The 22,482-nt window shown below is 71.6% G+C and carries 22 protein-coding genes; 12 read left to right on the top strand and 10 right to left on the bottom strand.

Annotated features, from left to right (window positions below; genetic code table 11):
* Positions 1 to 117 precede the first annotated feature (117 nt).
* Positions 118 to 603, top strand: a complete 486-nt coding sequence (locus ABEE00_RS20560; RefSeq protein ID WP_345747039.1) for a hypothetical protein — start codon at positions 118 to 120, stop codon at positions 601 to 603.
* 189 nt (positions 604 to 792) lie between these two features.
* Entirely contained in the window at positions 793 to 1,212 is a 420-nt protein-coding gene (locus ABEE00_RS20555) for a hypothetical protein (protein WP_345747038.1), read from the top strand.
* Between the two features lie 50 nt (positions 1,213 to 1,262).
* On the opposite strand, the gene ABEE00_RS20550 is transcribed toward ABEE00_RS20555, so the two are convergent.
* The 4 genes from ABEE00_RS20550 to ABEE00_RS20535 form a co-directional block, all read right to left on the bottom strand.
* Positions 1,263 to 2,390: a three-Cys-motif partner protein TcmP gene (locus ABEE00_RS20550; RefSeq protein WP_345747037.1), complete on the bottom strand. Its 1,128-nt coding sequence runs from the start codon at positions 2,388 to 2,390 to the stop codon at positions 1,263 to 1,265.
* A 103-nt stretch (positions 2,391 to 2,493) separates the two neighbouring features.
* A complete protein-coding gene (locus tag ABEE00_RS20545; protein WP_345747036.1) occupies positions 2,494 to 3,249 on the bottom strand; it encodes a DUF5131 family protein in 756 nt (251 codons plus the stop codon).
* Between the two features lie 480 nt (positions 3,250 to 3,729).
* Positions 3,730 to 4,233, bottom strand: a complete 504-nt coding sequence (locus tag ABEE00_RS20540; protein WP_345747035.1) for a flavodoxin domain-containing protein — start codon at positions 4,231 to 4,233, stop codon at positions 3,730 to 3,732.
* Positions 4,234 to 4,289: 56 nt separating this feature from the next.
* Positions 4,290 to 4,568: a 2TM domain-containing protein gene (locus ABEE00_RS20535; RefSeq protein ID WP_345747034.1), complete on the bottom strand. Its 279-nt coding sequence runs from the start codon at positions 4,566 to 4,568 to the stop codon at positions 4,290 to 4,292.
* A gap of 282 nt (positions 4,569 to 4,850) precedes the next feature.
* On the opposite strand from ABEE00_RS20535, the gene ABEE00_RS20530 reads away from it, so the two are divergent.
* The 3 genes from ABEE00_RS20530 (at position 4,851) to ABEE00_RS20520 (ending at position 6,390) form a co-directional block, all read left to right on the top strand.
* Positions 4,851 to 5,120 carry an SHOCT domain-containing protein gene (locus tag ABEE00_RS20530; protein ID WP_345747033.1) on the top strand — a complete coding sequence of 90 codons (270 nt, stop codon included), beginning with the start codon at positions 4,851 to 4,853 and terminating at the stop codon, positions 5,118 to 5,120.
* Positions 5,121 to 5,276: 156 nt separating this feature from the next.
* Entirely contained in the window at positions 5,277 to 5,861 is a 585-nt protein-coding gene (locus ABEE00_RS20525) for an Rv1733c family protein (protein WP_345747032.1), read from the top strand.
* 58 nt (positions 5,862 to 5,919) lie between these two features.
* Positions 5,920 to 6,390: a Crp/Fnr family transcriptional regulator gene (locus ABEE00_RS20520; RefSeq protein WP_345747031.1), complete on the top strand. Its 471-nt coding sequence runs from the start codon at positions 5,920 to 5,922 to the stop codon at positions 6,388 to 6,390.
* A 40-nt stretch (positions 6,391 to 6,430) separates the two neighbouring features.
* On the opposite strand, the gene ABEE00_RS20515 is transcribed toward ABEE00_RS20520, so the two are convergent.
* From ABEE00_RS20515 to ABEE00_RS20505, 3 genes are all read right to left on the bottom strand, one after another.
* Complete coding sequence (locus ABEE00_RS20515) at positions 6,431 to 6,691, bottom strand: hypothetical protein (RefSeq protein ID WP_345747030.1); 261 nt, start codon at positions 6,689 to 6,691, stop codon at positions 6,431 to 6,433.
* A gap of 459 nt (positions 6,692 to 7,150) precedes the next feature.
* A complete protein-coding gene (locus tag ABEE00_RS20510; RefSeq protein ID WP_345747029.1) occupies positions 7,151 to 9,478 on the bottom strand; it encodes a heavy metal translocating P-type ATPase in 2,328 nt (775 codons plus the stop codon).
* Between the two features lie 150 nt (positions 9,479 to 9,628).
* A complete protein-coding gene (locus ABEE00_RS20505; RefSeq protein ID WP_345747028.1) occupies positions 9,629 to 10,642 on the bottom strand; it encodes a zinc-binding dehydrogenase in 1,014 nt (337 codons plus the stop codon).
* 252 nt (positions 10,643 to 10,894) lie between these two features.
* On the opposite strand from ABEE00_RS20505, the gene ABEE00_RS20500 reads away from it, so the two are divergent.
* Together ABEE00_RS20500 and ABEE00_RS20495 are read left to right on the top strand one after the other, a co-directional pair.
* The gene (locus ABEE00_RS20500; RefSeq protein ID WP_345747027.1) at positions 10,895 to 12,004 is read left to right on the top strand and encodes an SDH family Clp fold serine proteinase; all 1,110 of its coding nucleotides are present in this window, start codon (positions 10,895 to 10,897) and stop codon (positions 12,002 to 12,004) included.
* Positions 12,005 to 12,010: 6 nt separating this feature from the next.
* A complete protein-coding gene (locus ABEE00_RS20495; RefSeq protein ID WP_345747026.1) occupies positions 12,011 to 13,057 on the top strand; it encodes a hypothetical protein in 1,047 nt (348 codons plus the stop codon).
* A 542-nt stretch (positions 13,058 to 13,599) separates the two neighbouring features.
* On the opposite strand, the gene ABEE00_RS20490 is transcribed toward ABEE00_RS20495, so the two are convergent.
* The 3 genes from ABEE00_RS20490 to ABEE00_RS20480 are packed head-to-tail and all read right to left on the bottom strand — an operon-like array spanning position 13,600 to position 16,184.
* A complete protein-coding gene (locus ABEE00_RS20490; RefSeq protein WP_345747025.1) occupies positions 13,600 to 14,373 on the bottom strand; it encodes an FAD:protein FMN transferase in 774 nt (257 codons plus the stop codon).
* On the bottom strand, positions 14,366 to 14,818 hold the full coding sequence (locus ABEE00_RS20485) for an FMN-binding protein (protein ID WP_345747024.1): 453 nt from the start codon (positions 14,816 to 14,818) through the stop codon (positions 14,366 to 14,368). The genes ABEE00_RS20490 and ABEE00_RS20485 overlap by 8 nt, the downstream gene beginning before the upstream one ends.
* A 43-nt stretch (positions 14,819 to 14,861) precedes the next feature.
* The gene (locus ABEE00_RS20480) at positions 14,862 to 16,184 is read right to left on the bottom strand and encodes a ferredoxin reductase family protein (RefSeq protein ID WP_345747067.1); all 1,323 of its coding nucleotides are present in this window, start codon (positions 16,182 to 16,184) and stop codon (positions 14,862 to 14,864) included.
* Positions 16,185 to 16,422: 238 nt separating this feature from the next.
* Here ABEE00_RS20480 and ABEE00_RS20475 point away from each other — a divergent pair, with 238 nt between their 5' ends.
* From ABEE00_RS20475 to ABEE00_RS20455, 5 genes are all read left to right on the top strand, one after another.
* Complete coding sequence (locus ABEE00_RS20475) at positions 16,423 to 17,292, top strand: response regulator transcription factor (RefSeq protein ID WP_345747023.1); 870 nt, start codon at positions 16,423 to 16,425, stop codon at positions 17,290 to 17,292.
* Positions 17,289 to 18,713 (top strand): sensor histidine kinase, encoded by a 1,425-nt coding sequence (locus ABEE00_RS20470; protein WP_345747022.1) that lies wholly within the window; start codon positions 17,289 to 17,291, stop codon positions 18,711 to 18,713. The genes ABEE00_RS20475 and ABEE00_RS20470 overlap by 4 nt, the downstream gene beginning before the upstream one ends.
* Positions 18,714 to 19,001: 288 nt before the next feature.
* Positions 19,002 to 20,354: an HAD-IC family P-type ATPase gene (locus ABEE00_RS20465; RefSeq protein WP_345747021.1), complete on the top strand. Its 1,353-nt coding sequence runs from the start codon at positions 19,002 to 19,004 to the stop codon at positions 20,352 to 20,354.
* Positions 20,261 to 21,811 carry a cation-translocating P-type ATPase gene (locus tag ABEE00_RS20460; RefSeq protein WP_345747020.1) on the top strand — a complete coding sequence of 517 codons (1,551 nt, stop codon included), beginning with the start codon at positions 20,261 to 20,263 and terminating at the stop codon, positions 21,809 to 21,811. Before ABEE00_RS20465 ends, ABEE00_RS20460 begins: the two co-directional genes overlap by 94 nt.
* Positions 21,808 to 22,467, top strand: coding sequence for a potassium channel family protein (locus ABEE00_RS20455; protein ID WP_345747019.1), 660 nt, complete (start codon positions 21,808 to 21,810; stop codon positions 22,465 to 22,467). Before ABEE00_RS20460 ends, ABEE00_RS20455 begins: the two co-directional genes overlap by 4 nt.
* Positions 22,468 to 22,482: the final 15 nt, after the last annotated feature.

Here is a 22,482-nt window from a genome sequence, read left to right as displayed (position 1 = left end):
CCCCGATCGGCCCTCCAGCACGGCCAGTTGACCCACCTCTCCTCCACCCTCGATGCGCTGTACTGGGAGAACGAGGCACATTCCCGCGCTTCTTCACAGCGAAAGGAGAAGAAGACCATGGGCACCTCTCGCACCCTGCGATACACCGCACTGGGCGCCCTCGCCCTCCTCGCCGCCCTGCCGGTCACCACGACCGGCAGTCGTGTCGCGGACGCCGCATCACGCTCCGCCACTCCGGCCCGCAGCGGCGCTCCCCAGTCCACACTCGACCGGGTCGCCGACTTCTACGGCTCCTACGTCGACGGCCTGTACGACTCCGGCCGCAGCCCTCTCACCCACGCTCTGCGTCGGCACTATCTGACGGCTGACCTACGCCGTGACCTGGCCCGCTGGGAGGCGACCCACCACCAGGACGGCGTGGTACGCGGCGAGGGCGTCCCCGTGCGGTGGTCCGTCGTCTACAACGACAGCGGCACGGGCCACACGTGGAGCCGCGTCACCCTCACCTGGGAGGATGCCGAGCACCGGACCCGCACCAGCCGTCTGCTGGTCCAGTCCGACCTGGAGACCAAGCTCATCTCCGGCATCGAGACCATCACCTAGCCGCTCCCTCGCACCGGTGGAGACCGGCCGGGCCGACAACGGCTCACCGGCCCCTGCCGGAAGCGCGACAGCCAGCCGGCGCGCCGCCCTTGCCGCTCTGCGGATACGACCCGACGCTGGCGGCTCCCACGACTACGGCGAGAGAATCGCCGGTGCGACGGTTTCCGCACTCCACTCAAGGAGGGTGCCGTGCACGTCACCACCATCACGGCCACCGTGTCCACGGCGGACAGAGAGGGCGCCGACACGCACGGCGGCGTGCATCTGGGCATCTGCGGGCGCGAGTTCACGCTGGAGAGCGGGGTGGACGACTTCGCGCGCGGGATGACCCGCACGTTCGTCCTCGGCGCGGGCTCCAACGCGCTCAACCCGGCGGGCAACGACCCCCGCACGCCGCCGCTGAGCACCGGCGACCTGGCGCACTTCCCGGTCTACCTACGCTTCGGCCCGCGCGACCCCCGGGACACCTGGTGCCTGGAGAACGTCACCGTGGCCGTCAACCCCGGTTCGGGCGACCTCGGTTACGGCAACGTGCCCCTGCTGGGCGGCGACAAGCGCCTGTGGCTCGCGGACGACAGCGGCCGCACGGTGTACCTCAAGGAGCAGTAGGAGCCCGGGAATCACGGATCACCCGACTATGCGGTGATCCACTCCGGAACTCACCAGATGGTTTCCTGTTCGCCCGTGCTGGGCGGCGCCGACGACTCGTCGGCGACCTTCACCTGCGTCCCATTGGCAACTGCCCAGGGCTCCGTCGACACCGTTCCGGCGTCCCTCATTCGGCGAATTACCCTGATCACTTGGGTGGGGCGGTATACGGTCTCCAGGAGTGTGTAACGCTTCAGTTCCGCTACGGAAAGGCCCTTGGGCGACTCTGTGATACAGCCGTGCAAGATCCGCCGCAGTGGTGCCGTATCCGGTTCGAGCTGCAGGTCAAGCATCTGCTGCTGCGAGTCTTTGGGGTCTCGGTATCGGATGCCGTATGCGGGATCGACCATCCACATGGCTTCCTTCATCTTCTCCAGGCCGCGTTCATGCTGGGTCCCGTAGATCAGGTAGAGCATCCTGCCGCCCTCATCGACCATCTCGAAGTAGAGCGTGTGGGTGAAGCCAGCGCGGTGCAGGGTCTCTCGGTACTGCTCGCGGAGGAAGGCGAACTTCGTTGACGAAGGCTGTTGGAAGACCGACTGCCAGTCCTGGCTGCCAAATGCCTCGTCACCGCGTTGTCGGTGTCCGTCATGGCTCTCGGCGAACCGGCTGAGGAAGCTGGGCTCAAAGGTCACCATGACTTCGGTGCTGCGGCACCGTCCAAGCTCGAGCAACAGCGAATAGGGAATGTCAGGCCCACCGAAGCTGTCCAGGAGCACGAAGAGAGGCTTCCCCAGAGCCCCGGCACTCTGCAGTCGTTGAAAGAGGGCCGGATGGAAACTCCCCAGCGCCGTGTCCACCGAGATGCGCTCGGCGATGTACTGTCCGTGCTTGGAGCTCACGCCCGCCATCTGATGCTCCAACTCGCGGACTCGCCTGGGGTCTTCCTCCATGAGGACCATGCGTATGCGCTTCGGAGTTTTGTGGAGCGCCCCTGCGAAGACGTCGTAGGCGATGACGGGAGAGCCGGGTTCGCCTCCCTTGTAGACACCGGCTCCCGCGAACCCCTCGGCGTAGGTGATCACTTCGTGCCGGGACAGGAGAATCGGGGCCCAGGCAGCCAAGTACCGCTTGAGTAAGTCGTGTTTCGCCGCTGTGTGCGGATCACGCTTCCACACGGCTTCCTTCGGCACAGCCATGACCGCTCCCCCTGATCCCTCCACGACCCGCCAAGGGTGAGGATCACACAAGGTGGTCACGTATGACCAGTATGCGAACAAGGCTCGCCGGAAGTTGTCTCGGCTACAGCGCCGGCACCGGCCGCCTGGGCGGCATCTCGTCCCACGTGGCCCCTTCGAGCTCCCGCCCACCGGTCTTGGGGGTACGTCCCCCCCATTGCTTGAAGAAGAACGGTACGTCAGCTTCGTTGCATACGTCGCGGAGCTCGAGCAGCCACTCTTCGCGCACTGGGCGGTGCCGCGGCCCGGACTCCCCGCCTGCGATGACCCAATTGACGCCCTCAAGGCGCAAGTTTGTCAGCGGCCCCAGGAGCGGTTCGCAGGACAGAAAGCGCACCGCTGCAGGGACGCGGCGGAGGTCATCAACGCGATCGAGCTGACCGGCGTCTTCGACTGAAACTCCCATCCACAGATTGGAAGGCCAGTCAAGGTCTCCCGCAACCCGTCGAAGCCTCCTCGCCCTCTTGGTCAGCAACTGATACGTATGCTGAGGCGTATCGGCGATCACTTGGAATACTTGCTGCACAAAGTCCAACGGGACCTTCGCGTGGAAAAGGTCGCTCATGGAGTTGACGAAGACCATTCGAGGAGCCTTCCACTGATGCGGAACATCGAGAGCGTCCGGGTGCACGGTCAGCCCGAACCCCGGCCCGGAGGTCCTGGGATCCCCATCCACCTGGTACTTCTCAGCCCCCATGGCCTTCAGGCGTCTCGATAAGGCCAAGGCGTAACAGTTGTCGCAACCAGAGGTAACTCGGTCACATCCTGTCGTAGGGTTCCAAGTCGCCTCAGTCCACTCAATTGTGCTGCGATCGCCCATGAATACCCTCCTGAGATGCGCGTACAAGGGAGCAAACCTGCTACTCACGCGACGCTTAAGCTCTACTGCATAACGAGCGGTGCGCCGAACTGATGCGTGATCCCTCACATCCTTCATGTCGAACACTTGTTCTGTGAAGGGGGTGTGCCACATGAAATTGAGGGTCTGATCCGCTGAGGTAGCGAGCGTAAGGGGCAATCTTTTGCTGTGTGCCCGGAGCCGCCGGCAGAGCTTGCTACTACCTGCCAAGGTCAAAGTCGTCGATGTTTTGGGGCTTTTGCCAACTCCGCCGCCTGCGGTTGCGCATGGGGATACAGAGGCTGCTGGTGGGTCACGCTCCTGCCCAGCGCGCTCCGAGGTTGAGCGGCCGGCGTCCGAGGCTGGGTGCGGGACGGTCGGCGGTCGCCGGGCCATGCGGCGGTGTGACCGCCGAGGCTCGCGGCTGCGGGCCACGCCTGCGGCGAAGGCGCGGGCTCAGGCTCACTGCATCTGCCGCGCGATCCGCACTCCCCACGCGTCGATCTCCCCCTCGTCGCGGAAATCGCCGTAACGGCAGCCGAGCAGGCGGAAGATGACGCGCCCGGTGCGGTTGAGGTGTGCGGGGCGTATGGCGCCCGAGAAGCGGTGGTAGTCCCTCGGGTCCAGGGTCTCCCGCAGGCGCGCGATCGCGGGCTGCTCGCTGCGGGAGGCGAGGCGACGCAGGGGCCGGGGCAGCGCGGCGGTCATTCCGACGCTGAACATCCACACCGGGCGGGAGCCGAGCGCGTCCCGGTACCGCCGCACGAACTCCGCGGCGGGCGGCAGCCACGCCCCGCTGTGCACCGCGCTGCCGAGCACCACCGCCGGATACTCCTCGGCGGAGGGCCGTGTCTCCAGGCTCCTCAAGTCCACGGAGTGGCCGCGCTCTTGAAGGCGGGCCGCGAGGCGTTCGGCGATCTGCCTCGTGGAGCCGTGCTCACTGGCGTACCCGAGCAGAATCTCCATGCCACCGGCCCTCCTTCACCGCCACGGGGTGCATCCGCTGTGCGCGGTACGCGTCGTCAGCCGCTCTTGCGCAGCGCGCGGTCCACGTCCTCCTCGGTGACCGGCCCGTGGACGCTCAGGGCCTGGATGATCAGCAGCACGCCCCAGCCGGCCAGCACCCAGCCGGGCCAGAAGTAACCGGACCCGGTTGCGAGCCAGATGACGATCAGCACCGCGTTCACGAAGAGGTATCCCGATACGGAACCCATCAACTGCCGCCTGCGCTCCAGCCTCTTGCGCACCACTGCCCGCCTCGTGTCCGCAGACGGGTAGTCGTGCCCGGGCGGGACAGTCATCACGCACCTCCTCGTGGGAGCCTCCTGGTCCTTCGCCCTTCATCCTGCTGCGCCCCGCGGCACGGGCCCACGGGCCGACAGGTCCCCGCACAAGTGCCGGACGCCTCTGCTCGCCCCACGGGGCACTTCCCCCTTCGGACTCGTACGGAGGCGGTATGGCCCGGGGCCGGGCCCCGGCCATCCCCTGGGCGTCCGCATACCGATGAGCAATAGTGCGGAAGACGAAACGTCCAGCGCGGCGGTGGCCGCCGCTGCCGGAGCCGACCGAGGAAGTGACCCACCATGTACTGGCACGACAACGGCATGAACGGCTGGGGCTGGTTCGGCATGATCCTGAGCACCGTCCTGGTGCTGGTGGTGATCATCGGTGTCGTGGTGCTGTTGGCCCGCGCGTCCGGCTGGAGCCGCGGGGACGACTCCGGTACGCGGCCCGCCCCGTCGCCGGAGCAGCTGCTGGCCGAGCGGTTCGCTCGGGGAGAGATCGACGAGGAGGAGTACCAGCGGCGGCTGACCACGCTGCGGGCCACGGCTCCGCCCACCTCCAGGCGGTAACCCCGTCCACCCGCCTCGATGCGGTGACGTACCGGGGGCGGCGGGGGCTCAACAGCCCTGCCGTTCCTGCCCCGAACCGCCCTGCGCAGCAGCCGTTGGGCCCCTCCTGCCGGGCACGTCGCGAGAGCAGCGTGGTGAGGAGAAGGGAGCGTCCTCGTGCGCGGTACCGGATGGCGGTGGCGGTGGCGGCGCAGTCCGCTGCGGCGCCGTTGGGATGTGCGCGATGCCTGGCTGGGGCTGCTGGCCGCGTTGGCCCTGCTCCTCGGCGCTCCCGCGGCGGGCGCCGCCGCGGGCATGTTCATGTATGAGGCCAAGAGCGACGCCCGGCAAGTCCAGCTGTACGAGCGCCACCGGGTGGACGGCGTACTCCTGGAGGCCGTCCCCCGCAGTCCGCTGCGACAGGCCGACGGAACGGTCGACGATCCCACGGCCCATGTGCGGTGGAGGACCGCCCGCGGGCAGGTGCACACGGCCACCGTCCGGGTCACGGCGGACCAGCCCAAGGGGGCTTCCGTCCCCGTGTGGCTCGACCGTGAAGGCCGCCCGGCAGAAGCGCCGTTGACGCGGCAAGAGGTGCAGGACGCCGCCGTCACCAGTGGCCTGGCCACCGGGGTCGCGGCGATGGGCGCGCTGTTCGTCGTCCGCTGGGTGCTGCGCCGTTCCCTGGACCGCGCGCGGCTGGCGGCATGGGAGCAGGAGTGGGCCGTGGTGGGGCCGCAGTGGGGGCGGCGGCACATATGACGCCGTTCGCGCACCACAACAGCGCGTCACCAGAGGTTGAGAACGGGAGGGAGTAGCCATGCGCACAAGCACTGGTTTTCTGGGAGCACTTCCGGACGACCATCAGGCACGGTTGAAGGCGGTCGCCAAGGACGTCGGCTTCCCTTCCGGCACCCGAATCTTCGAGGAGGGTGAACCGGCCGACCGCTTCTGGGTCATCCGCACGGGTGCGGTCACTCTCGACATGAAGGTGCCGGGACACCGGCTGCTCTCCCAGGTCCCCATTGCCATCGAGAGCGTCGGGCCGGGACAGCTGCTGGGCTGGTCCTGGCTGTTCCCGCCGTACGTGTGCCGCCTGGGCGCCGAGACGGTCAGCCCCGTGCGCGCGCTGGAGTTCGACGCCGAGACGGTGCGGGTGCTGTGCGATGAGGACCACCGGCTGGGCCATGCGCTGACGCTGTCCGTCGCCCAGATCATCGGGCATCGGCTCCAGGCGTCGCGGGTCCGCCTGCTCGACACCTGCGCCCCGCCGACCGCGGCTCCCCGGTGAATAGGGCGCTGCAGGACGAGCGTCTCCATGAGTACGCCGGTTACGGTGGCGCGCTGATCAGCGAAGCCCGGTTGGCGAGGTAGGTCTCGTTCCATTCGCTGTCGCGTGCGGCCAACTCGCCGTAGGTGGTGGGCTTCGGGGGCTGTGCACGCAGACGCTCGGCGTCTTCGAGCAGGATGCCGGCGAGCTGGGCGCAGCGCCCGATTCCGGCAGCCCGTCTGCCGTGGTCCGCTGGGTGGATGGAAGTCGTACTGGCTGCCGCCGTGGCGGTGTTCGGGACCTTGATGGGTTCAGTGATCACACACCTGCTCCAAGCGCGCTCCGCTGCGCACGCTGAACGAAGCCGCAGCAGGGAAGTGCTCAGACAAGAGCAACTCGCAGCGTTCTGCGCTGTCGCGGACGCCTTGCACAGCGTTCGCCGCGCGGAACACGACCGGTGGAGACACGAGCGGGAGAGTCCCGAGGGAGCCGAGGCCGTCGCGGCGCGGGAGAGGTCGATCCAGGTTCGCCCCGGTGCCTGGTCCGCACTCACCCGCCTGCAACTGCTGGTGAACACACCCGAGTTGGTGCAGTCTGCCCGGAGCGCGTACCAGACCGTCAGGGCCATCCACTGGGCCCAGGACGAAGATGACCTGTGGGCCAGAGACCAGACCTCCCTCACTGCCATCGATACGTTCCTGTCGGCTGGGGCGGAGTACATGCACGGATCCACGGTCTGGTGGCCCGGGAACGGCAAGTAGCGGCGGCGCGGCAGGCCGGGCTAAGGCGCGAGGGAGAAGTAGTTCTCTTCTTCCTGGGTGAAGTGCAGGCGCAGGACGGTGTTCAGGCCGTAGAGGCTGGAGCGCAGGTCATCGAGCTGTTCGGGAGCCAAGACGCCCGCGGCGCGGGCCAGTTGCAGGTGGGTGGCGATGCGACGGGAGAGGCGCTCGATCTCAGTGTGGGCGCGGCTCATGGTGGCAGTAGCTTCGGGGCCGCCGAGCGAGGGAGCCAGGGCCGGATACAGCTGGTGCTCCTCCGCGTACTCGTGGGGCAGCAGCCGCTCGGTCAGCAGCCGGTGCGTCTCCTCGACGGACGACAGAGCGTCGGGGCCAGGGGCGCCGCACAGGCGGTCGGCGGAATCGCGCACCGCGTCCAGGACGTCCTGGAGGTCGTCGTGCTCGGCGGCGAAACGGTGGACGAGCGCCTCGGCAGCGGGACTGAGGGCGGGACGCGCAGCCCGGCTCAGGCGCAGGGCGCGCAGGGCGTTGAGGAGGACCGCCACGTCGATGCCCTCCTGAAGCAGCGCCCCGGCGGCGGGCGGCAGCAGCCCGAAGGCGGCGGCGACCATGGCGGCCAGCGACAACAGCATGCCGCCGAGGGCGCTTTGCACGGCGATACGGCGGGCGCGGCGGGCGATGGTGACGGCGTCGGCGAGGCGGTCGACGCGGTCGTCGGTCACCACGATGCCGGCCGCCTCGGAGGCCGCGGTGGAGCCGCGCGCTCCCATGGCCACGCCCACGTCGGCGGCGGCGAGGGCCGGGGCGTCGTTGACGCCGTCGCCGACCATGACGGTCACGGCGCGTTCGCGCTCGGCGCGCACGGCGGCGACCTTGCCCGCCGGGTCGAGTCCGGTGTGTACGTCGTCCAGGCCGAGGACGGCGGCGACCTCACGGGCGGGTGCCGCGCGGTCGCCGGTGAGCATCAGCAGCCGCTCGAAACCCACCGCACGCAGGTGGCGCAGGGTGCGCGGGGCGTCGGGACGCAGCGGGTCGTGCAGCAGCACGGCCCCCGACAGGCGCCCATCGAGTGTGAGCCAGGCGATCGCCGCGCCGTCGAGCAGCGCGCGGTTCTCTGCCGAGCGGGCCCAGGCAGGCCGCGCGAGGGAGGCCTCGGCGCGACCGATGCGGACCTGGCATCCGTCCACGGTGCCGGAGGCGCCCCGGCCAGGTTCTTCGGTGACATCGGTGGGGGTGGAGAGCTCCAGCTTGCGCTCGTGCGCGGTCTCGACGATCGCCTGCGCCAGAACGTGGGGCGAGTACTGGTCCAACGAGGCGGCCAGGCGCAGCACTTCGGCGGCCGTGACATTCCCGGCGGAGATCACGTCCAGGACGCGGGGACGGCCCCGGGTCAGGGTGCCGGTCTTGTCCAGCAGGAGGGTGCGGGCGCGGCCCAGGCTCTCCAGCGCGCCGCCGTCGCGCACGACCACGCCCAGGCGCAGGGCGCGGGAGAGGCCGGAGACGATGGCGACCGGAGCCGCCAGCAGCAGGGGGCAGGGCGTGGCGACCACCAGCACCGCGACAGCGCGCACCGCGGAGCCGCTGATCAGCCACGCCAGTCCCGCCACGGCCAGCGACAGGGGCAGGAACCAGGCCGCGTACCGGTCGGCCAGGCGCACCACCGGCGCGGACTCGGCCCCCGCCTCACGGGCCAGCCGCACGATCCCCGCGTAGGTGCTCTCCTGCTCGGTGGCGGTAGCGCGCAGCTCGAAGGCACCGCCGGCGTTCACTGCGCCGCTGCGCACCGGATCGCCCCGTGGGCGCTCGATGTGGAGGGATTCCCCGGTGAGCACCGACTCGTCCAGGACCGCGGCGGTGTCCTCCACCCGCCCGTCCACGGGGACGACCTCTCCGGGGCCGACGACCAGTAGGTCGCCCACGGTGACCTCCCCCAGCGACACGGTCGCCACTCCCTCCCGCGTACGACGTCGTGCCGAGCGCGGCGCGTGCTCCAGCACGGCGCGCAGGTCGTGGGAGGCGCGCCGCCGGGCGACGGCCTCCAGGGCGCGTCCGGTGGCGAGCATCAGCGCGATCAGCGCGCCCGCCAGGTACTCGCTCACGGCCAGGGTGCCGCCGAGCGCGAGGACGGCGATCACGTCCACGCCCGCCTGCCCGCGCCGCAACGCGGCCAGCACCCACACCACGGCGGGGATGGCAGCACCCACGGTCCCCAGGCCCCACAACAGGTCGGCGATGTCAGGGGAGTCGGCGAGCCAGGCGAAACCGCCACCGGCCAGAGCCGCTCCGGTCACGGCCAGGAGGACCGGCTCAAGCCGGAGCGAAGCCGGCGCGGGGAGACGGCGAAACCATGCGGTGAAGGCGGAGCGGTTCATGACGCACCTCGGTCACACATCGAGTCCGGCGGGACCCGTCCGGTCCCCGCCCATCGCATCGCGGCACGCCGCCCCGCGGCAGGGGACGACCGGTCCACACCGAAGCCCGATGGCCGGGCGCGTACGGGCAGTTCAGCGGGGGTGCGTCACTCAGGGCAGGAGTACGAGCTTGCCCCGGGCAGCGGTGCTCTCCAGCATCTCGTGGGCCCTGCGCGCGTCGGTCAAGGGCATCCGCTCGGCGATCACCGGCCGCACGGTGCCCTCCCGCAGCAGGCGGATCAGTTCGCGCAGATCCTCCCGGAACCACTCCGGGTGGCGGTCGCGCATCTGCACAACCCGGTAGCCGAGCACCTTCCGCCGTGGCGCGAGCAGTCCGGCCGCCTCCACGGCCGCGGCTGCCGCGTACCACTCCAGCCATCCGCGCGGGCTGCGGCGACCGCCGGAGAGGGTGGAGAGATGCCCGTAGAGGACCAGCCGCCCGCCGGGACCCAGCGCGCGATAGGAGCGCAGGGATACCGCGCCGCCGATGCCGTCGAGTGCGATGTCCACGCCGGCCGGGCTCAGTTCGCGCACCCGCCGCGCCATGCCCCGGCTCCGGTAGTCGAGGGCGAGCGCGCCCGCGCGTTCGACGCGGGCGCGGTCCTCGGCCGAGGCAGTGCCGATCACGCGCAGCCCGGCCGGGCCGGCGAGCTCCAGCACAGCGCTGCCCACGCGCCCCGCCGCCCCGTGCAGCAGGACCGTCTCCCCCTTGTTTGCTCCCGCCGCACGGTGGAGTAGCTGATACGCCGTCATATACGGCAGGAGGAGGCCGACCAGCTGTGCGGCGTCCAGGTCTTCCGGCACGGGTACGGCCGACTGCTCGGCGAGGCAGACCTGTTCCGCGTACCCGCCCCACACGATCAGCGCCGCGACCCGCTCCCCCACGCGCAGCGCTTCGCACCCGGGGCCCGTCTCCCGCACCGTGCCGACGATCTCATACCCGGGAGTGCACGGCGCCTTCGGCCCGCCGAGGTAGCTTCCGGCCCGCACCAGCGCATCGGTGAACGAGGCCCCCGCCGCCTCCACTTCGACGCACGCCTGCCCCGGCCCCGGCCGCGGAGCGGGCTCCTCGATCACACGCAGGACCTCCGGACCGCCGAAGCGATCCGCGACGACGCGCTTCATGCCTCCAGAGTAGGAAGCGCGCCGTCCACCTCAATACGCCGTACAAAACAGACGCCTGCACGCGCCGCAGGGAGCGTGGCCCGACGGCCCCGTCAGCGGGGCCCGTTCGGCCCCTGCCCGGTGTGCGCGGGCCCTGGTCACGCTGGTGGAAAACACCACGCCCCGGAGGCACCGCAAGGCGCCGCCGCACAGGCCCAGGCGGACGGTGGCGCGTGCGCCGCCCCCTGCGCGCAGCGGTTGAAGGGGACTCCGATGACCGGATACAGGGACCGTGAGCGGCTGTTCGCGAACGAGACGGCGAACGCGCTCGACATCAGTTCGCACCTGAGCGACAGGGAGATGACGGCGGCCGAACGCGAGGTGGTGGAGGCGCTGGGCGCCGAGTTCTCCGAGCAGGTCGGCGGCGTGTGGCTGCTGGCCTCCGGTCGCTTCACGGCGAACAACGGCAACGGGATGGAATCCCTCATCAAGCGCAAGCTCCACGACGTCTTCGGCTACCCGCCTCCGGAACGGCCCGAGAGGCCGCTACACCTCCTGCTCGACTCCCCCGGCGGGAGCCTGGACAGCGCGTACACCACCGTGCTCTACCTCTCCGCGTACACCGCCGATCTGCGGGTCTACGTGCCCGACCGGGCCAAGAGCGCCGCGACGCTGGTGGCCGTGGGCGCGGACAGGCTCTACCTGTCGGCCTTCGGCGAACTGGGGCCGCTCGACACGCAGATACCCGATCCGCGCAACCCGGCGAACACGCTCTCAGCCCTCGACTGCTACCAAAGCGTGGACTACGTACGGGACTTCGGCATCAAGACGATCTCCGCCACGCTCCCGAAGCTGGTCAACTCCACCGAACGGCAGATCCCGATCAGCACACTGCTCGACAGCGCCACCTCCTTCGCCCTGGGCGCGATCGCCCCCATGCTCCACAGCGTCACCGCGCTGGACTTCGGGGGCTGGGGCCGCAGCCTCATGATCGGGGAGCACTACGCGCGCAAGCTCCTGGAGTCCAAGGCCGAGGACGTCCACCGGCCCGGCGTGGAGGGCATCGCCTGGCAGCTCGTCTACGGCTACACCCACCACCTCTTCCCGATCGACTTCCACGAGGCGCAGCGGATCGGCCTGGGAGTCGAGCTGATGGACCAGCAGACCTACGAGGGAGCCAGCAAGGTGGTCGGGGCCTGCCGCGGAAAGAGCTTCGCCGGATTCCTCAGCAAGGACGAGGCGAAGCTGGAGAAGGAGGCCGAGGCCCGCCGGGCGGCCGAGGCGCTCCCCGAGGCGCAGCAGGCGCGCGCCGACGGTGCCGGGACCGACCGCGCTCAAGCGGAGGCGGACCGGGTCAGGGAGATCGACTACGAGGAGAAGTAGCCCGCCATGCGGCTGCGCACTCCCCGCTTCGTGCGCGGGGTGGGCCGCAACTGGCCCTACTTGCTGTTCCTCGTCTTCATCGTCATCCCGCTGTGGTGGATGGCGGCGACCCTGGCCATACGCAGCGGGGTGTACGGCTTCTCCGGGCGCCCCGACCCGGCGCAGGTGAAGACGTTCCTGACGTTCGTCGGCGGTGGCCTGGCCACGGCGGCGACCCTGTTCGGCGCCTTGATCACGCGGGAGCACAACGCCCGTGAACGGCGGCGCCTGGGGCTGGACACCTTGCTGAAGAGCCTGGACTCCTTCTCCCCCGGCACGCCCCAGCGGGTCGCCGCTGTCCTCTCGACGATGATCCTGCTCGGGCATCCCCGCGTCGTCCTGCGCGTCCTCGAACCCGCCTGGAAGGCAGAGGAAGTGGACCATGCGACGGCCACCTGGTGCATCGGCCAGGTGCTCGCCGGCGCGGAAACGTCCTCCACCGGCAGGCGGGACGCCCGCGCCGATCCCGTCATCAACGAGGCCACGGTGCTGCTGCGATCCCACACACACCAACTGACCGACCGCGCCACAGGCGGCCTCTTCTTTCCCGGCGACTTCCTGTCGGGCTGGCGCGGCGACCTGCCGCACACAGCGAAGAACGACTTGCTACTGGCCATGGGCGAAACGTTGCTCTCCCAGGACAAGAGGTGGTGGTGCCCTGGCGGCGCCCCTCCCCACTGGCCGACCCGAGTCTGGATGAAGTGCGCCGAGCAGGACCCGGACCCCGACATCCGGCTGTCGGCTGCCGTACTGGTGGACGCTCTGTGCTCGTGCTTCCCGCAGCAGATGACGGCGCATCCGGCGTTCAGGGACAGGGTCGCGCGCCTTCTCCGGCAGGCCGAGACGGTGACGGGAAGGCCGCACGGGAGCATCCCGGGGGACTGCGCGCTGCTCGCACACAAAATCACCGAGGAGTGGGGCCGCCACCCAGCACCCGTCTCCATCCCCTCACACCGGAGGTGGCTCCCCGGACGACGCCGGCCTGGAGCCCTCCGCGCCGACTGCTCCTCCTGACAGCCGCACGGCGGAGGCCCGCTGGAGCCGCATCACCGACCCACGCGGCTCCAGCCATGTCCTCCCGGCTGTCCCAGAGCGGAGGCACGCCCAGCACCTCCCTGCCGGTGAGGCCCCTGCGCGAGGAGCCGGGGGGAGCCTGCGGCTCCTCGCGTCCCCCTGGCTGCCCCCGTCCGAAAGGGCGGCCGTCTCCTTCCCGAACCCGAGATGACAGCGCGGACCTGTTCCGCCGCACATCGGCTCGCGGGGAACCCCGTTACGTACCGGATGGCACAAGAACTGCACAGTCCGGCTCAGGGATACAGGACGGTGACGGGACCATGGCGCCCCCTCTGAACCCACGGCATCACGGTCGGTCCGAATGGCCCGGCCGCCCGGGTGCGGGCCGCCTGTGACGCAGGCGGTCTCACACCCTCGGCATATCGCATCGCCAGAGTGCCAGGCAGGGCCTGACGGCCCGTTCAGGGACGCTGTCCGGCCTCTTCTGCGGGGTCGTTCGGGGCGCCGGGCCGTCCCGAACGCGGCGCACCGCTCCCGTTCCCTCACTCCCCGAACCCCGGTGTGCGCCGCACCCGCCCCTCGGGCAGGACCGCCAGCCCCTCGTACCCCTCCAAGGTCTCCAGCCACTCCAGCGCGCTCTCGCCCCGCGCGAAGGCGGCGGTCGCGTAGGCGTCGGTCAGGGCCAGTCGGGGGCCGGTCACGGTGAGCGAGGCGAGGCCCTGGGCCGGAGCGCCGGAGTCGGGGTGCAGGATGTGCGCGCCGCGCTCGGCGGTACCCGAGGTCGCGACAGCCAGGTCTTCGGCTGCGGTGGCGGTGGCGGCCAGGTGTCCGGGGCGCAGCGGGTGGGCGATGCCGACGCGCCAGGGCGTATCGGGGGCCGCACGGCCGCGCACGCGCAGGTCGCCGGCGCCGTTGACGCAGGTGTTGCGGGCTCCCGCGGCGTGCAGCAGGTCGGAGGCGGCGTCCACGGACCAGCCCTTGACCAGCCCGGAGGGGTCGAGGAAGCCGCCGGCGGTGATGCTGAACCAGCCCTCGCTGACCCGGGCGGCGTGCGCGCACAGCGACAGCACCTCCTCGACCTCTGGCGGACACAGGGCGATGGGCAGTTCGCCGCGGCCGAGTCGGCTGATGGCGCTGTCGGTCCTGTAGGTGGAGAAGACGGCGTCCACCCGGTGCAACAGCCGTGCCGCCTCGGCGAGGGCGCGCCGGATGGCGGGTGTGGGCTCATCGCGGATGTCGAAGGAGAAGACGGTGCCCATGACGGGTTCGGTGTGGCGCAGGCCCGGCTCCGACACCGGCGCCGGGCCGTCAGCCATGGGAGCGGTCCAGGGCGCTCTGGAGGGAGCGGGTGTAGCCGTCGCTGGTGTAACTGGCGCCGGAGACCGTGTGGATGTGGGCGCTCTGGGCTGTCATGGCCTCCTGATTGAGGCTCGGCAGGGACTGCGCGGCGATCTCGCGGGACCTGCCGTTGTCGTGGGGAGCCTGGAGGACCTTCACTCCGGTGAGGCGGCCCCGGTTGAGGGTGGCGGCCACCTGCACGGTGCCGTACTGCGTGGCGATGGGGTCCCCGGTGAAGGTGCCCGTGCCGGAGTGGGATCGCGGGGAGGCGTGCGCGCTCGTACTCGGCGAGGGGGAGGCAGCCGAGCCCCCCGGTGCCGAGCCCGGAAGGCCGCCCTGCGACGGAAGTTGATGGGGTTTCAGGGCGAGCAGGGCGACGATCAGCGCGGTGATCGAGGCGGAGGCGGCGAAGGCTCGGCGCACGGCGGGAATCTCCTCGGGGCTGGTCGGCCGTCGGCCGGCGGGGTCAGAGTGCGAAGGTCTCGTGGTGGATGCGGCGTCCGGGTACGCCCGCCGCGCGCAGGGCCCGTCGCACGGCCTCCGTCATCGCCGGTGGGCCGCACACGTACACGTCGTGCTCCGCCAGTTCCGGCACCAGGCGGCGCAGCTCGGGCGCGGTGAGCGGCGAGAAGTGCTGGGCGGGCTCGTCCACCACGTAGTGCACGATCGCGTGGCGGCGATGGGCGATCGCCTCGATCTCCCGCCACAGGGCGAGGTCTTCGGCGCGTCGGGCGCGGTAGATCAGCGTCACCTGGCCCTTCAGCGTCTCGAAGAGGGAGCGCAGGGGCGTGATGCCGATGCCGCCCGCCAGGAGCAGCACCTTGGGCGCCGTACGGCGGTTGGCGGTGAAGCCACCGTAGGGGCCCTCGGCCCACACCCGGGTGCCGGGGGCGAGGCGGGCGAGCGCGGCGCTGTGCCGTCCGGCCGCCTTCACGGTGATGCGCAGCTGCCGCGGATGGGCGGGCGCGGACAGCGAGTACGGGTTGGCGGTCCACCACAGGCCGCGGGTGAGGAAGCGCCAGCGCAGGAACTGCCCGGGCACGCCGCCCAGTTCGTCCAAGTGCTCACCGCTGAGGTGGACTGAGACGACACCCGGGGCTTCGGGCACGACGGCGGCCACCCGCAGCCGGTGCCGCAGGCCGCGTCGTACGGGGGTGAGGAAGCGGTACCAGGCGAGCAGTGCGGCGACCGTTCCGTACAGCGTGTACCAGGCGGCCTGCGCATACGGGTGACCCACGAAGTCGGCGCCGTTGGAGAGCTGGTGGCTGAAGGCCAGAAAGATCGCCAGGTACGTGGCGAAGTGCAGGTAGTGCCAGGTCTCGTAGCTCAGCCTGCGGCGCGCGGCGCGGGCGGAGAGTACGGCGGTGGCGAGGAAGAGGAGGAAGCCGGCCGTACCCGCGAGGAGGTCGGGATAGTGGAAGACCAGCGTGCCGGTCTGCTGGACCACGGTGGTGTGGGAGGTCAGCGAGTAGCCCCAGATGATCAGCAGGGCGTGGGCCAGGATCAGCGAGATGGTGCAGCGCCCGCCCCAGGCGTGCCAGCGCGCGAGCCGGTCGCTGCCGACGCTGTGGTCCAGCAGCGGCATGCGGGCCATGAGCGCGAGCAGCACGGCGCAGGCGTAACCGGCGAGCAGCCCCGTGATGCGCCCGGCGCCGGTCAGCCAGTCCGCCGGCCCGACCACGGCGGCGGTGTCGCTCCACCACAGGGCCAGCACGCCCGCGGCGCCCGCCCAGATGACCAGTGGGAGGAGGCGCGGGAGGAGGGCATGGTGCGCCCGGCGGTAGCGCATGCCGCGGGCGGCGTAGGTCGTGGTGGCGTGGATCGTGGAGGTGGAAGTGGTTGTCACGGCGCCCTCCTCGGCGGCCGGTCCGGCGGTCGGTTCCCCGGTGAGCGGCCCACCGTCACAGCCGAACCTCTGCGGACCTTCTGAAACCGCCTCCGGAAGGCCGCCGCAGACCGGATTCAGAGGAAACTCAGAGCTGCCGCAGAGGTCCGCAGGACCCGCGGGGCGCGATGCTGGAGGGGCTATGGAAGAGCAGCGCAGCACTCCCGCACCGCACCGGCCCGACGCAGGGCCTGTACCGCACCACCCCGGCACAGGCCCCGTACCGCACCGCCCCGCCACGGAACCCGTGCTGCACCGCCCCGGCGGAGACCCCGTGCGGATCCTGGTGGTGGACGACGAGCCCGATGTCACCGAGGTCCTGGCCGGAGTGCTGGCCAAGGAGGGCTGGGAGGTGCGCACGGCCGCCGACGGAGCCTCGGCGCTGGAGACGGCGCGCGCCTTCCGCCCCGACGCGGTCGTCCTGGACTGGATGCTGCCCGACGCCGACGGGCTGTGGGTGCTGGCCGCGCTGCGGCGCGAGGCGCAGCGCGTGTGCGTGCTGTTCCTGACCGCGCGCGATGCGGTGGAGGACCGGATCGCGGGCATCACGGCGGGCGGCGACGACTACGTCACCAAGCCCTACAGCCTCGAAGAGGTCCTGGCCCGGCTGCGCGGGCTGCTGCGCCGTGCCGGGATGACCGCGCAGGCGGGCGCCGACCTGCTGAGCGTCGGCGATCTGACGATGGACGAGGAGGCGCGCGAGGTACGGCGGGCAGGGAGCGTGGTGGAGCTCTCGCGCACCGAGTTCGAGCTGCTGCGCTTCCTGATGCGCAATCCGCGCCGCGTGCTGTCCAAGGACCAGATCCTCGACCGGGTGTGGTCCTACGACTTCGGCGGTCGGGCCCACATCGTCGAGCTCTACATCAGCTACCTGCGCAAGAAGATCGACGCTGGCCGCCCGCCGATGATCCACACGGTGCGCGGAGTGGGCTACGTCCTCAAACCGGCGGCCCCGCGTGGTCCGGCGGCCCCGCGCGGCCCGGCGGATCCGCGCGCCCCGGCGGCCCCGTGAGGCGCCCGCCGCCGCGCACGCTGCGCGGCCAGCTCACCGCCGGGCTCCTCGTGCTGCTGGCCCTGGCCTGCCTGACGGTCGGCCTCACCACCGTACTGGCGCTCAGGGGCTTCCTGGTGGGGCGGCTGGACTCCCAACTCGCCGCGACCGGCGGCCGGTTCGCTTCCAGCCTGGAGTACGAGGACCACCCCGACGCCGACAACCGCCCCGACACCCGCGGACAGGCCGAGTACACCTTCGGCGCCCGCCGGATGCACGGCACCGTCACCCGCGCGGCCACCGTCGACGAAGCCGGATATCGCCGACTCCCCCTCACCGAGGGCGACCGCAGGGCCCTGGCCGCCGTGCCCTCCAACCAGCGCGGACACAGCGTCTCCCTCTCAGGGCTGGGCGCCTACCGGGTGCTCGCCGTCCCGGGCGACGACGGGGACACGCTGCTCACCGGGCTCCCGCTGCGCCCCGTCGAGGAGACCGTGCACCGCCTGGAGGCCGTCGAGGCCGCGGTCTTCGGCACCGCCCTCCTGCTCACCGGCGTGGCCGGCGCACTGTGGGTACACCTCTCCCTGCGCCCGCTGCGGCGGGTCACCGCGCACGCGATGGGCGTCGCGCGCCTCCCGCTGGCCGACGGGGAGATCGCCATGCCCCGGCCGCTGCCGGACACCGACCCGCGCACCGAGGTCGGCCAGGTCGGCACCGCGCTCAACCGCATGCTCGGCCACGTCGAGGACGCCCTGGTGCGCCGCCAGGCCAGCGAGGAGCGGCTGCGGCACTTCGCCGCCGACGCCAGCCACGAACTGCGCACCCCCGTCGCCAACATCCGCGGCCACGCCGAACTCGCGCTGCGCCACGAGGGGCCCGTCCCCACCGGCATCCACCACGCGCTGGAGCGCATCCAGGCCGAGTCGCACCGCATGACGCACCTGGTAGACGACCTGCTCCTGCTCGCCCGGCTGGACGCGGGCCGCCCCCTCGAACACGAGCCGGTCGACCTGACGTTGCTCGTCCTCAACGCCACGGCCGACGCGCGCGCCGCAGGCCCGCACCACCGCTGGCTCCTGGAACTGCCCGAGGAACCGGTCACCATCACCGGCGACGCCCACCGCCTCCACCAGGCCGTCGGCAACCTCCTCGCCAACGCCCGCACCCACACCCCGCCCGGCACCGAGGTCACCGTCTCCCTCACCGCGGAGGACGCCGCGACCCGGCTGACCGTCGCCGACAACGGCCCCGGCATCCCCTCCGACCTCCAGCCCGAGATCTTCACCCGCTTCGTACGCGCCGACCGGGCCCGCACGCGCGGCACCGGCGGTACGGGGCTGGGGCTCGCGATCGTGCACGCGGTGGTCACCGCGCACGGCGGCACCGTCGGCCTCGACAGCCGGCCCGGACACACCTGCTTCACCCTCACCCTCCCCGCCTGAGCGCCCACCACGGCCGCGCGCAGACCCCCACCGCCCCTGCGCGCCCGCCCGTCGCGCGCCGCGCGCACCAACGAGCCTGCAGGCCGCGGGCGGGGAGCCGTCCGGCCGCACCGAGGGCCGTTCGGCCCCCACCGGGCGCGGCCCGCGCTGCGTACCTTCTCCCCCGTAGCCGCTCCCGGCGCGCCGCGGCGCACCTGCCAGGACGCCCGGGGCGAAGGCCCCGACGAGGAGGCCCACCATGACCGGGATGCCCGGCACCGGGCCGCAGGCGCGCACCACGGCGGCGCCGTGACCCGCCCGGTTCTCGAAGCTCCCGCCGCCGCCCCGGTCTGGCGCCTGCCCGCCGAGGCGACGTATGCGGCGCTGGAGTCCTCACCGCGGGGGCTGACGGCCGAGGCGGTGGGCGAGCGGACACGGCGCCACGGTCCCAACACGCTGCCGCCGCCGCGCCGCATACGCCCCTGGCGGCGCCTGCTCGCGCAGTTCACCGACCTGTTCGCGCTCGTGCTGCTGGTCGCCTCGGCTCTGACCTTCGTGGCGTACGCGCTCCAGGAACCGCGCGATACCGGCACCCTCCAACTGGCCTTCGCCATCTGCGGCGTGGTGGTGCTCAACGCCGTGATCGGCTTCGTCCAGGAGTACTCGGCCGAGCGCACAGCGCAGGCGCTCCAGCAGATGGTGCCGCACCTGTGCCGGGTGCTGCGGGACGGAGCGCGCCAAGAGCTGCCCTCGGGTGCGCTCGTGCCCGGGGATCTGGTGCTGCTGGAGGCGGGCGACGCGGTGCCCGCCGACTGCCGGCTGACCGAGGCGCACGCGCTGACCGTCAACAACGCGGCGCTGACCGGCGAGAGCGGCCCGGTGGGCAGGACCGCGGATCCCTCCGCCGAGGAGAAGGCGCTGACCTCACGCAACTGCGTGTTCATGGGCACCACGGTGCTCGGCGGCTCCGGCAGGGCGGTGGCGTACGCGACCGGCGCGCACACCGAGTTCGGCAAGGTCTACCGGCTCACCCAGCAGGCGCCGCGGCAGAAGACGCCGCTGCAGCGCGAAGTGGCCGCCATGGCACGGCGGGTGGCGGGCCTGGCCCTGGCGGGCGGCGCCCTCGTCTTCGCCGTGCGCCTGCCCGCCGGCAACGATCTGGTCTCCGCCTTCGTCTTCGCGCTCGGGGTGATGGTGGCGCTGGTGCCCGAGGGCCTCCCGGCGACCCTGTCGGTCTCCCTGGCCATCGGCGTACGGCGCATGGCACGCCGCCAGGCGCTGATCAAACGGCTGCTGGCGGTCGAGGCCCTGGGCTCCGCGACGGTGGTGTGCACCGACAAGACCGGCACCCTCACGCAGGCGGAGATGACGGTGACCCGGCTGTGGGCCGATGGAGAGGAGCATCCCGTATCCGGCGTGGGCTACACCCCCACCGGCACGGTCACCTCCCCCGAAGCGGTGCGCGCCCTGCTGGTCTCCGCCGCGCTGTGCTCCAACTCCCGTCTGCGCCCGCCCTCCGAGGGCCGGGGCTGGCAGGTGATCGGCGACACGACCGAGGCGCCGTGCTGGTGGCCGCGGCCAAGGCGGGCGTGGACACGGCGGCGGAGGAGACCGCAGCCTCGCGCCGCGCGGAGTTCCCCTTCGACCCCGTACGCAAGCTGATGAGCACCGTGCACGACGACCCTCACCAGGGCTGCTGGATCCATGCCAAGGGCGCGCCCGCCGAACTCCTCGCCCGCTGCGCGCACATCGACCGCTCCGGAAGGGCCCTGCCGCTCACCGAGGCTGACCGCACGCAGGTCACCGCCGCCGCAGATGCCATGGCCACCCAGGGTCTGCGGGTGCTGGCCGCCGCCCGGCGCCACGCCGATCACGTCCCCCGCGTACGGGAGGAGGCGGAGAGCGCGCTGACGTTCCTCGGTCTGATCGGCATGCTCGACCCGCCGCGCCCGGAGGTGAGCGAGGCGGTCCGCGCCTGCCGCCGCGCCGGCATCCGCATCGTCATGCTCACCGGGGACCATCCGCTCACGGCCGAGGCCGTGGCACGCCGCGTCGGGATCGTCAGCGGCGGGCGGCCCGAAGTCCTCACCGGCCGGCAGGTGGACGCCATGGACGACAGCGCGCTCGACACCCTCCTGGCCGCGCCCCGTGAACTGCTGCTGTGCCGCGTCAGCCCCGAGCACAAGATGCGCGTGGTCGCGGCCCTGCAGCGGCGCGGCGAGGTGATGGCGGTCACCGGCGACGGCGCCAACGACGCGCCCGCGCTCAAGCACGCGGACATCGGCGTCGCCATGGGTGTCACCGGCACCGACGTGGCCCGCGAGGCCGCGGACATGGTGCTGCTGGACGACTCCTTCGCCTCCATCGCCGCAGCCGTCGAACTCGGCCGGTCGGTCTACCGCAACATTCGCAAGTTCCTCGTCTACCTCTTCAGCCACAACATCGCCGAGCTGGCGCCGATTCTGGCGGCGGCCTTCGCCGGGTTCCCGCTCGTTCCGCTCACGGCCGTGCAGATCCTCGCCATCGACCTGGGCTCGGACGTGCTGCCCGCGCTCGCGCTGGGCGCCGAGCCGCCGGAGTCCGACACGATGCGCCGCCCGCCCCGCTCCCGGCGCGAACGCCTCTTCAACGCGGCCCTCGTGCGGCGCTTCCTCTTCCTGGGCACCGTCCAGTCCCTCGGCGTGTGCACCGTCTTCTTCTGGCACATCCACTCCTCGGGGATCGCCTACGACGCCTTCACCGAGGACACCCCCGTCTACCGGGAGGCGATCACCATGGCCCAGGCCGCCATCGTGGTGGGGCAGTTCTTCAACGCGCTGGCCGTGCGCACCGACCGGCAGAGCGTGCTGCGCGCCGGGCTCTTCTCCAACCCCGCGCTGCTGGCCGCCGGTTGTGGCGGCCTGGCGCTGATGGCGGCAATCAGTTACGCGCCGCCACTCCAGGCCGTCTTCCACACCGCGCCGCTGACCTGGACGGACTGGGCGGCGGTCACCGGTTTCGGGGTTCTGCTGCTGGGCGCGGAGGAGGCGCGCAAGGCCCGGCTGCGCGCACGGGACGCGCGGAGGGCGGCAGGAGACCGCAAACCGGTACGGGTCCGAGGGGAGGCGACCGCGCGATGAGGGTCATCCTGGCGGGCTGCGGACGCGTGGGCTCAGCCCTCGCCGCCCAACTGGCCAACGAGGGACACGACATCCGCGTCATCGACCGCGACCCGCGCACCGCCCGGCTGCTGCCCGCCGGCTTCCCCGGACAGGTCCTGCACGGCAACGCCTACAGCCGCACCCTGCTGGACGCCGCCGGCGCCGAGCACGCCGACGCCTTCGTCGCCGTCACCTCCGGGGACAACAGCAACATCGTCAGCGCCCGTACAGCGAAGGAGGTCTACCGCGTACCCCTCGTCTTCGCGCGCATCTACGATCCACTCCGCGCCGACATCTACCGCGACCTCGGCATCCCCACCATCACCAGCGTGCGCTGGACCGTCCACCAGCTCCACCAGATGCTGCTGCACCGGCACCTGACCCCCGAACTCGACTTCGGCAACGGCGAGACGCTGCTGCTGCGCTCCGGACTGCCCGCCTACCTCACCGGGCGGCGGCTGGGCGAACTGGAGCTGAACGGGGAGATCCGGCTGATCGAAGTGACCCGCGGAGGCCGCTCGTTCCTGCCCACCGCGCACACCCCGGCCGAGCCGGGAGACCTGGTCACCTTCGCGGTGGCCGCCGCCTCCCTGGGACGGCTGCGCGCCTTCCTGGACAAGGAGTTGGGGACGTGATCCTGAACGGGTACG

Origin of the sequence: Streptomyces odontomachicola (assembly GCF_039605595.1) — a bacterium.
In the GTDB taxonomy this organism is placed as follows: domain Bacteria; phylum Actinomycetota; class Actinomycetes; order Streptomycetales; family Streptomycetaceae; genus Streptomyces.
The sequence above is the reverse complement of the archived record's forward strand: the minus strand, read 5'-3'. Positions and strand labels throughout refer to the sequence as shown.

What these genes read in the sequence shown, in the direction of transcription:
- ABEE00_RS20495 (WP_345747026.1), top strand. Translation starts at nt 12,011, where the DNA reads ATGCGGCTGCGCACTCCCCGCTTCGTGCGCGGGGTGGGCCGCAACTGG.
- ABEE00_RS20540 (WP_345747035.1), bottom strand. Translation starts at nt 4,233, where the DNA reads ATGGAGATTCTGCTCGGGTACGCCAGTGAGCACGGCTCCACGAGGCAG.
- ABEE00_RS20520 (WP_345747031.1), top strand. Translation starts at nt 5,920, where the DNA reads ATGCGCACAAGCACTGGTTTTCTGGGAGCACTTCCGGACGACCATCAG.
- ABEE00_RS20490 (WP_345747025.1), bottom strand. Translation starts at nt 14,373, where the DNA reads ATGGCTGACGGCCCGGCGCCGGTGTCGGAGCCGGGCCTGCGCCACACC.
- ABEE00_RS20560 (WP_345747039.1), top strand. Translation starts at nt 118, where the DNA reads ATGGGCACCTCTCGCACCCTGCGATACACCGCACTGGGCGCCCTCGCC.
- ABEE00_RS20510 (WP_345747029.1), bottom strand. Translation starts at nt 9,478, where the DNA reads ATGAACCGCTCCGCCTTCACCGCATGGTTTCGCCGTCTCCCCGCGCCG.
- ABEE00_RS20455 (WP_345747019.1), top strand. Translation starts at nt 21,808, where the DNA reads ATGAGGGTCATCCTGGCGGGCTGCGGACGCGTGGGCTCAGCCCTCGCC.
- ABEE00_RS20475 (WP_345747023.1), top strand. Translation starts at nt 16,423, where the DNA reads ATGGAAGAGCAGCGCAGCACTCCCGCACCGCACCGGCCCGACGCAGGG.
- ABEE00_RS20545 (WP_345747036.1), bottom strand. Translation starts at nt 3,249, where the DNA reads ATGGGCGATCGCAGCACAATTGAGTGGACTGAGGCGACTTGGAACCCT.
- ABEE00_RS20500 (WP_345747027.1), top strand. Translation starts at nt 10,895, where the DNA reads ATGACCGGATACAGGGACCGTGAGCGGCTGTTCGCGAACGAGACGGCG.
- ABEE00_RS20480 (WP_345747067.1), bottom strand. Translation starts at nt 16,184, where the DNA reads ATGCGCTACCGCCGGGCGCACCATGCCCTCCTCCCGCGCCTCCTCCCA.
- ABEE00_RS20505 (WP_345747028.1), bottom strand. Translation starts at nt 10,642, where the DNA reads ATGAAGCGCGTCGTCGCGGATCGCTTCGGCGGTCCGGAGGTCCTGCGT.
- ABEE00_RS20550 (WP_345747037.1), bottom strand. Translation starts at nt 2,390, where the DNA reads ATGGCTGTGCCGAAGGAAGCCGTGTGGAAGCGTGATCCGCACACAGCG.
- ABEE00_RS20530 (WP_345747033.1), top strand. Translation starts at nt 4,851, where the DNA reads ATGTACTGGCACGACAACGGCATGAACGGCTGGGGCTGGTTCGGCATG.
- ABEE00_RS20535 (WP_345747034.1), bottom strand. Translation starts at nt 4,568, where the DNA reads ATGACTGTCCCGCCCGGGCACGACTACCCGTCTGCGGACACGAGGCGG.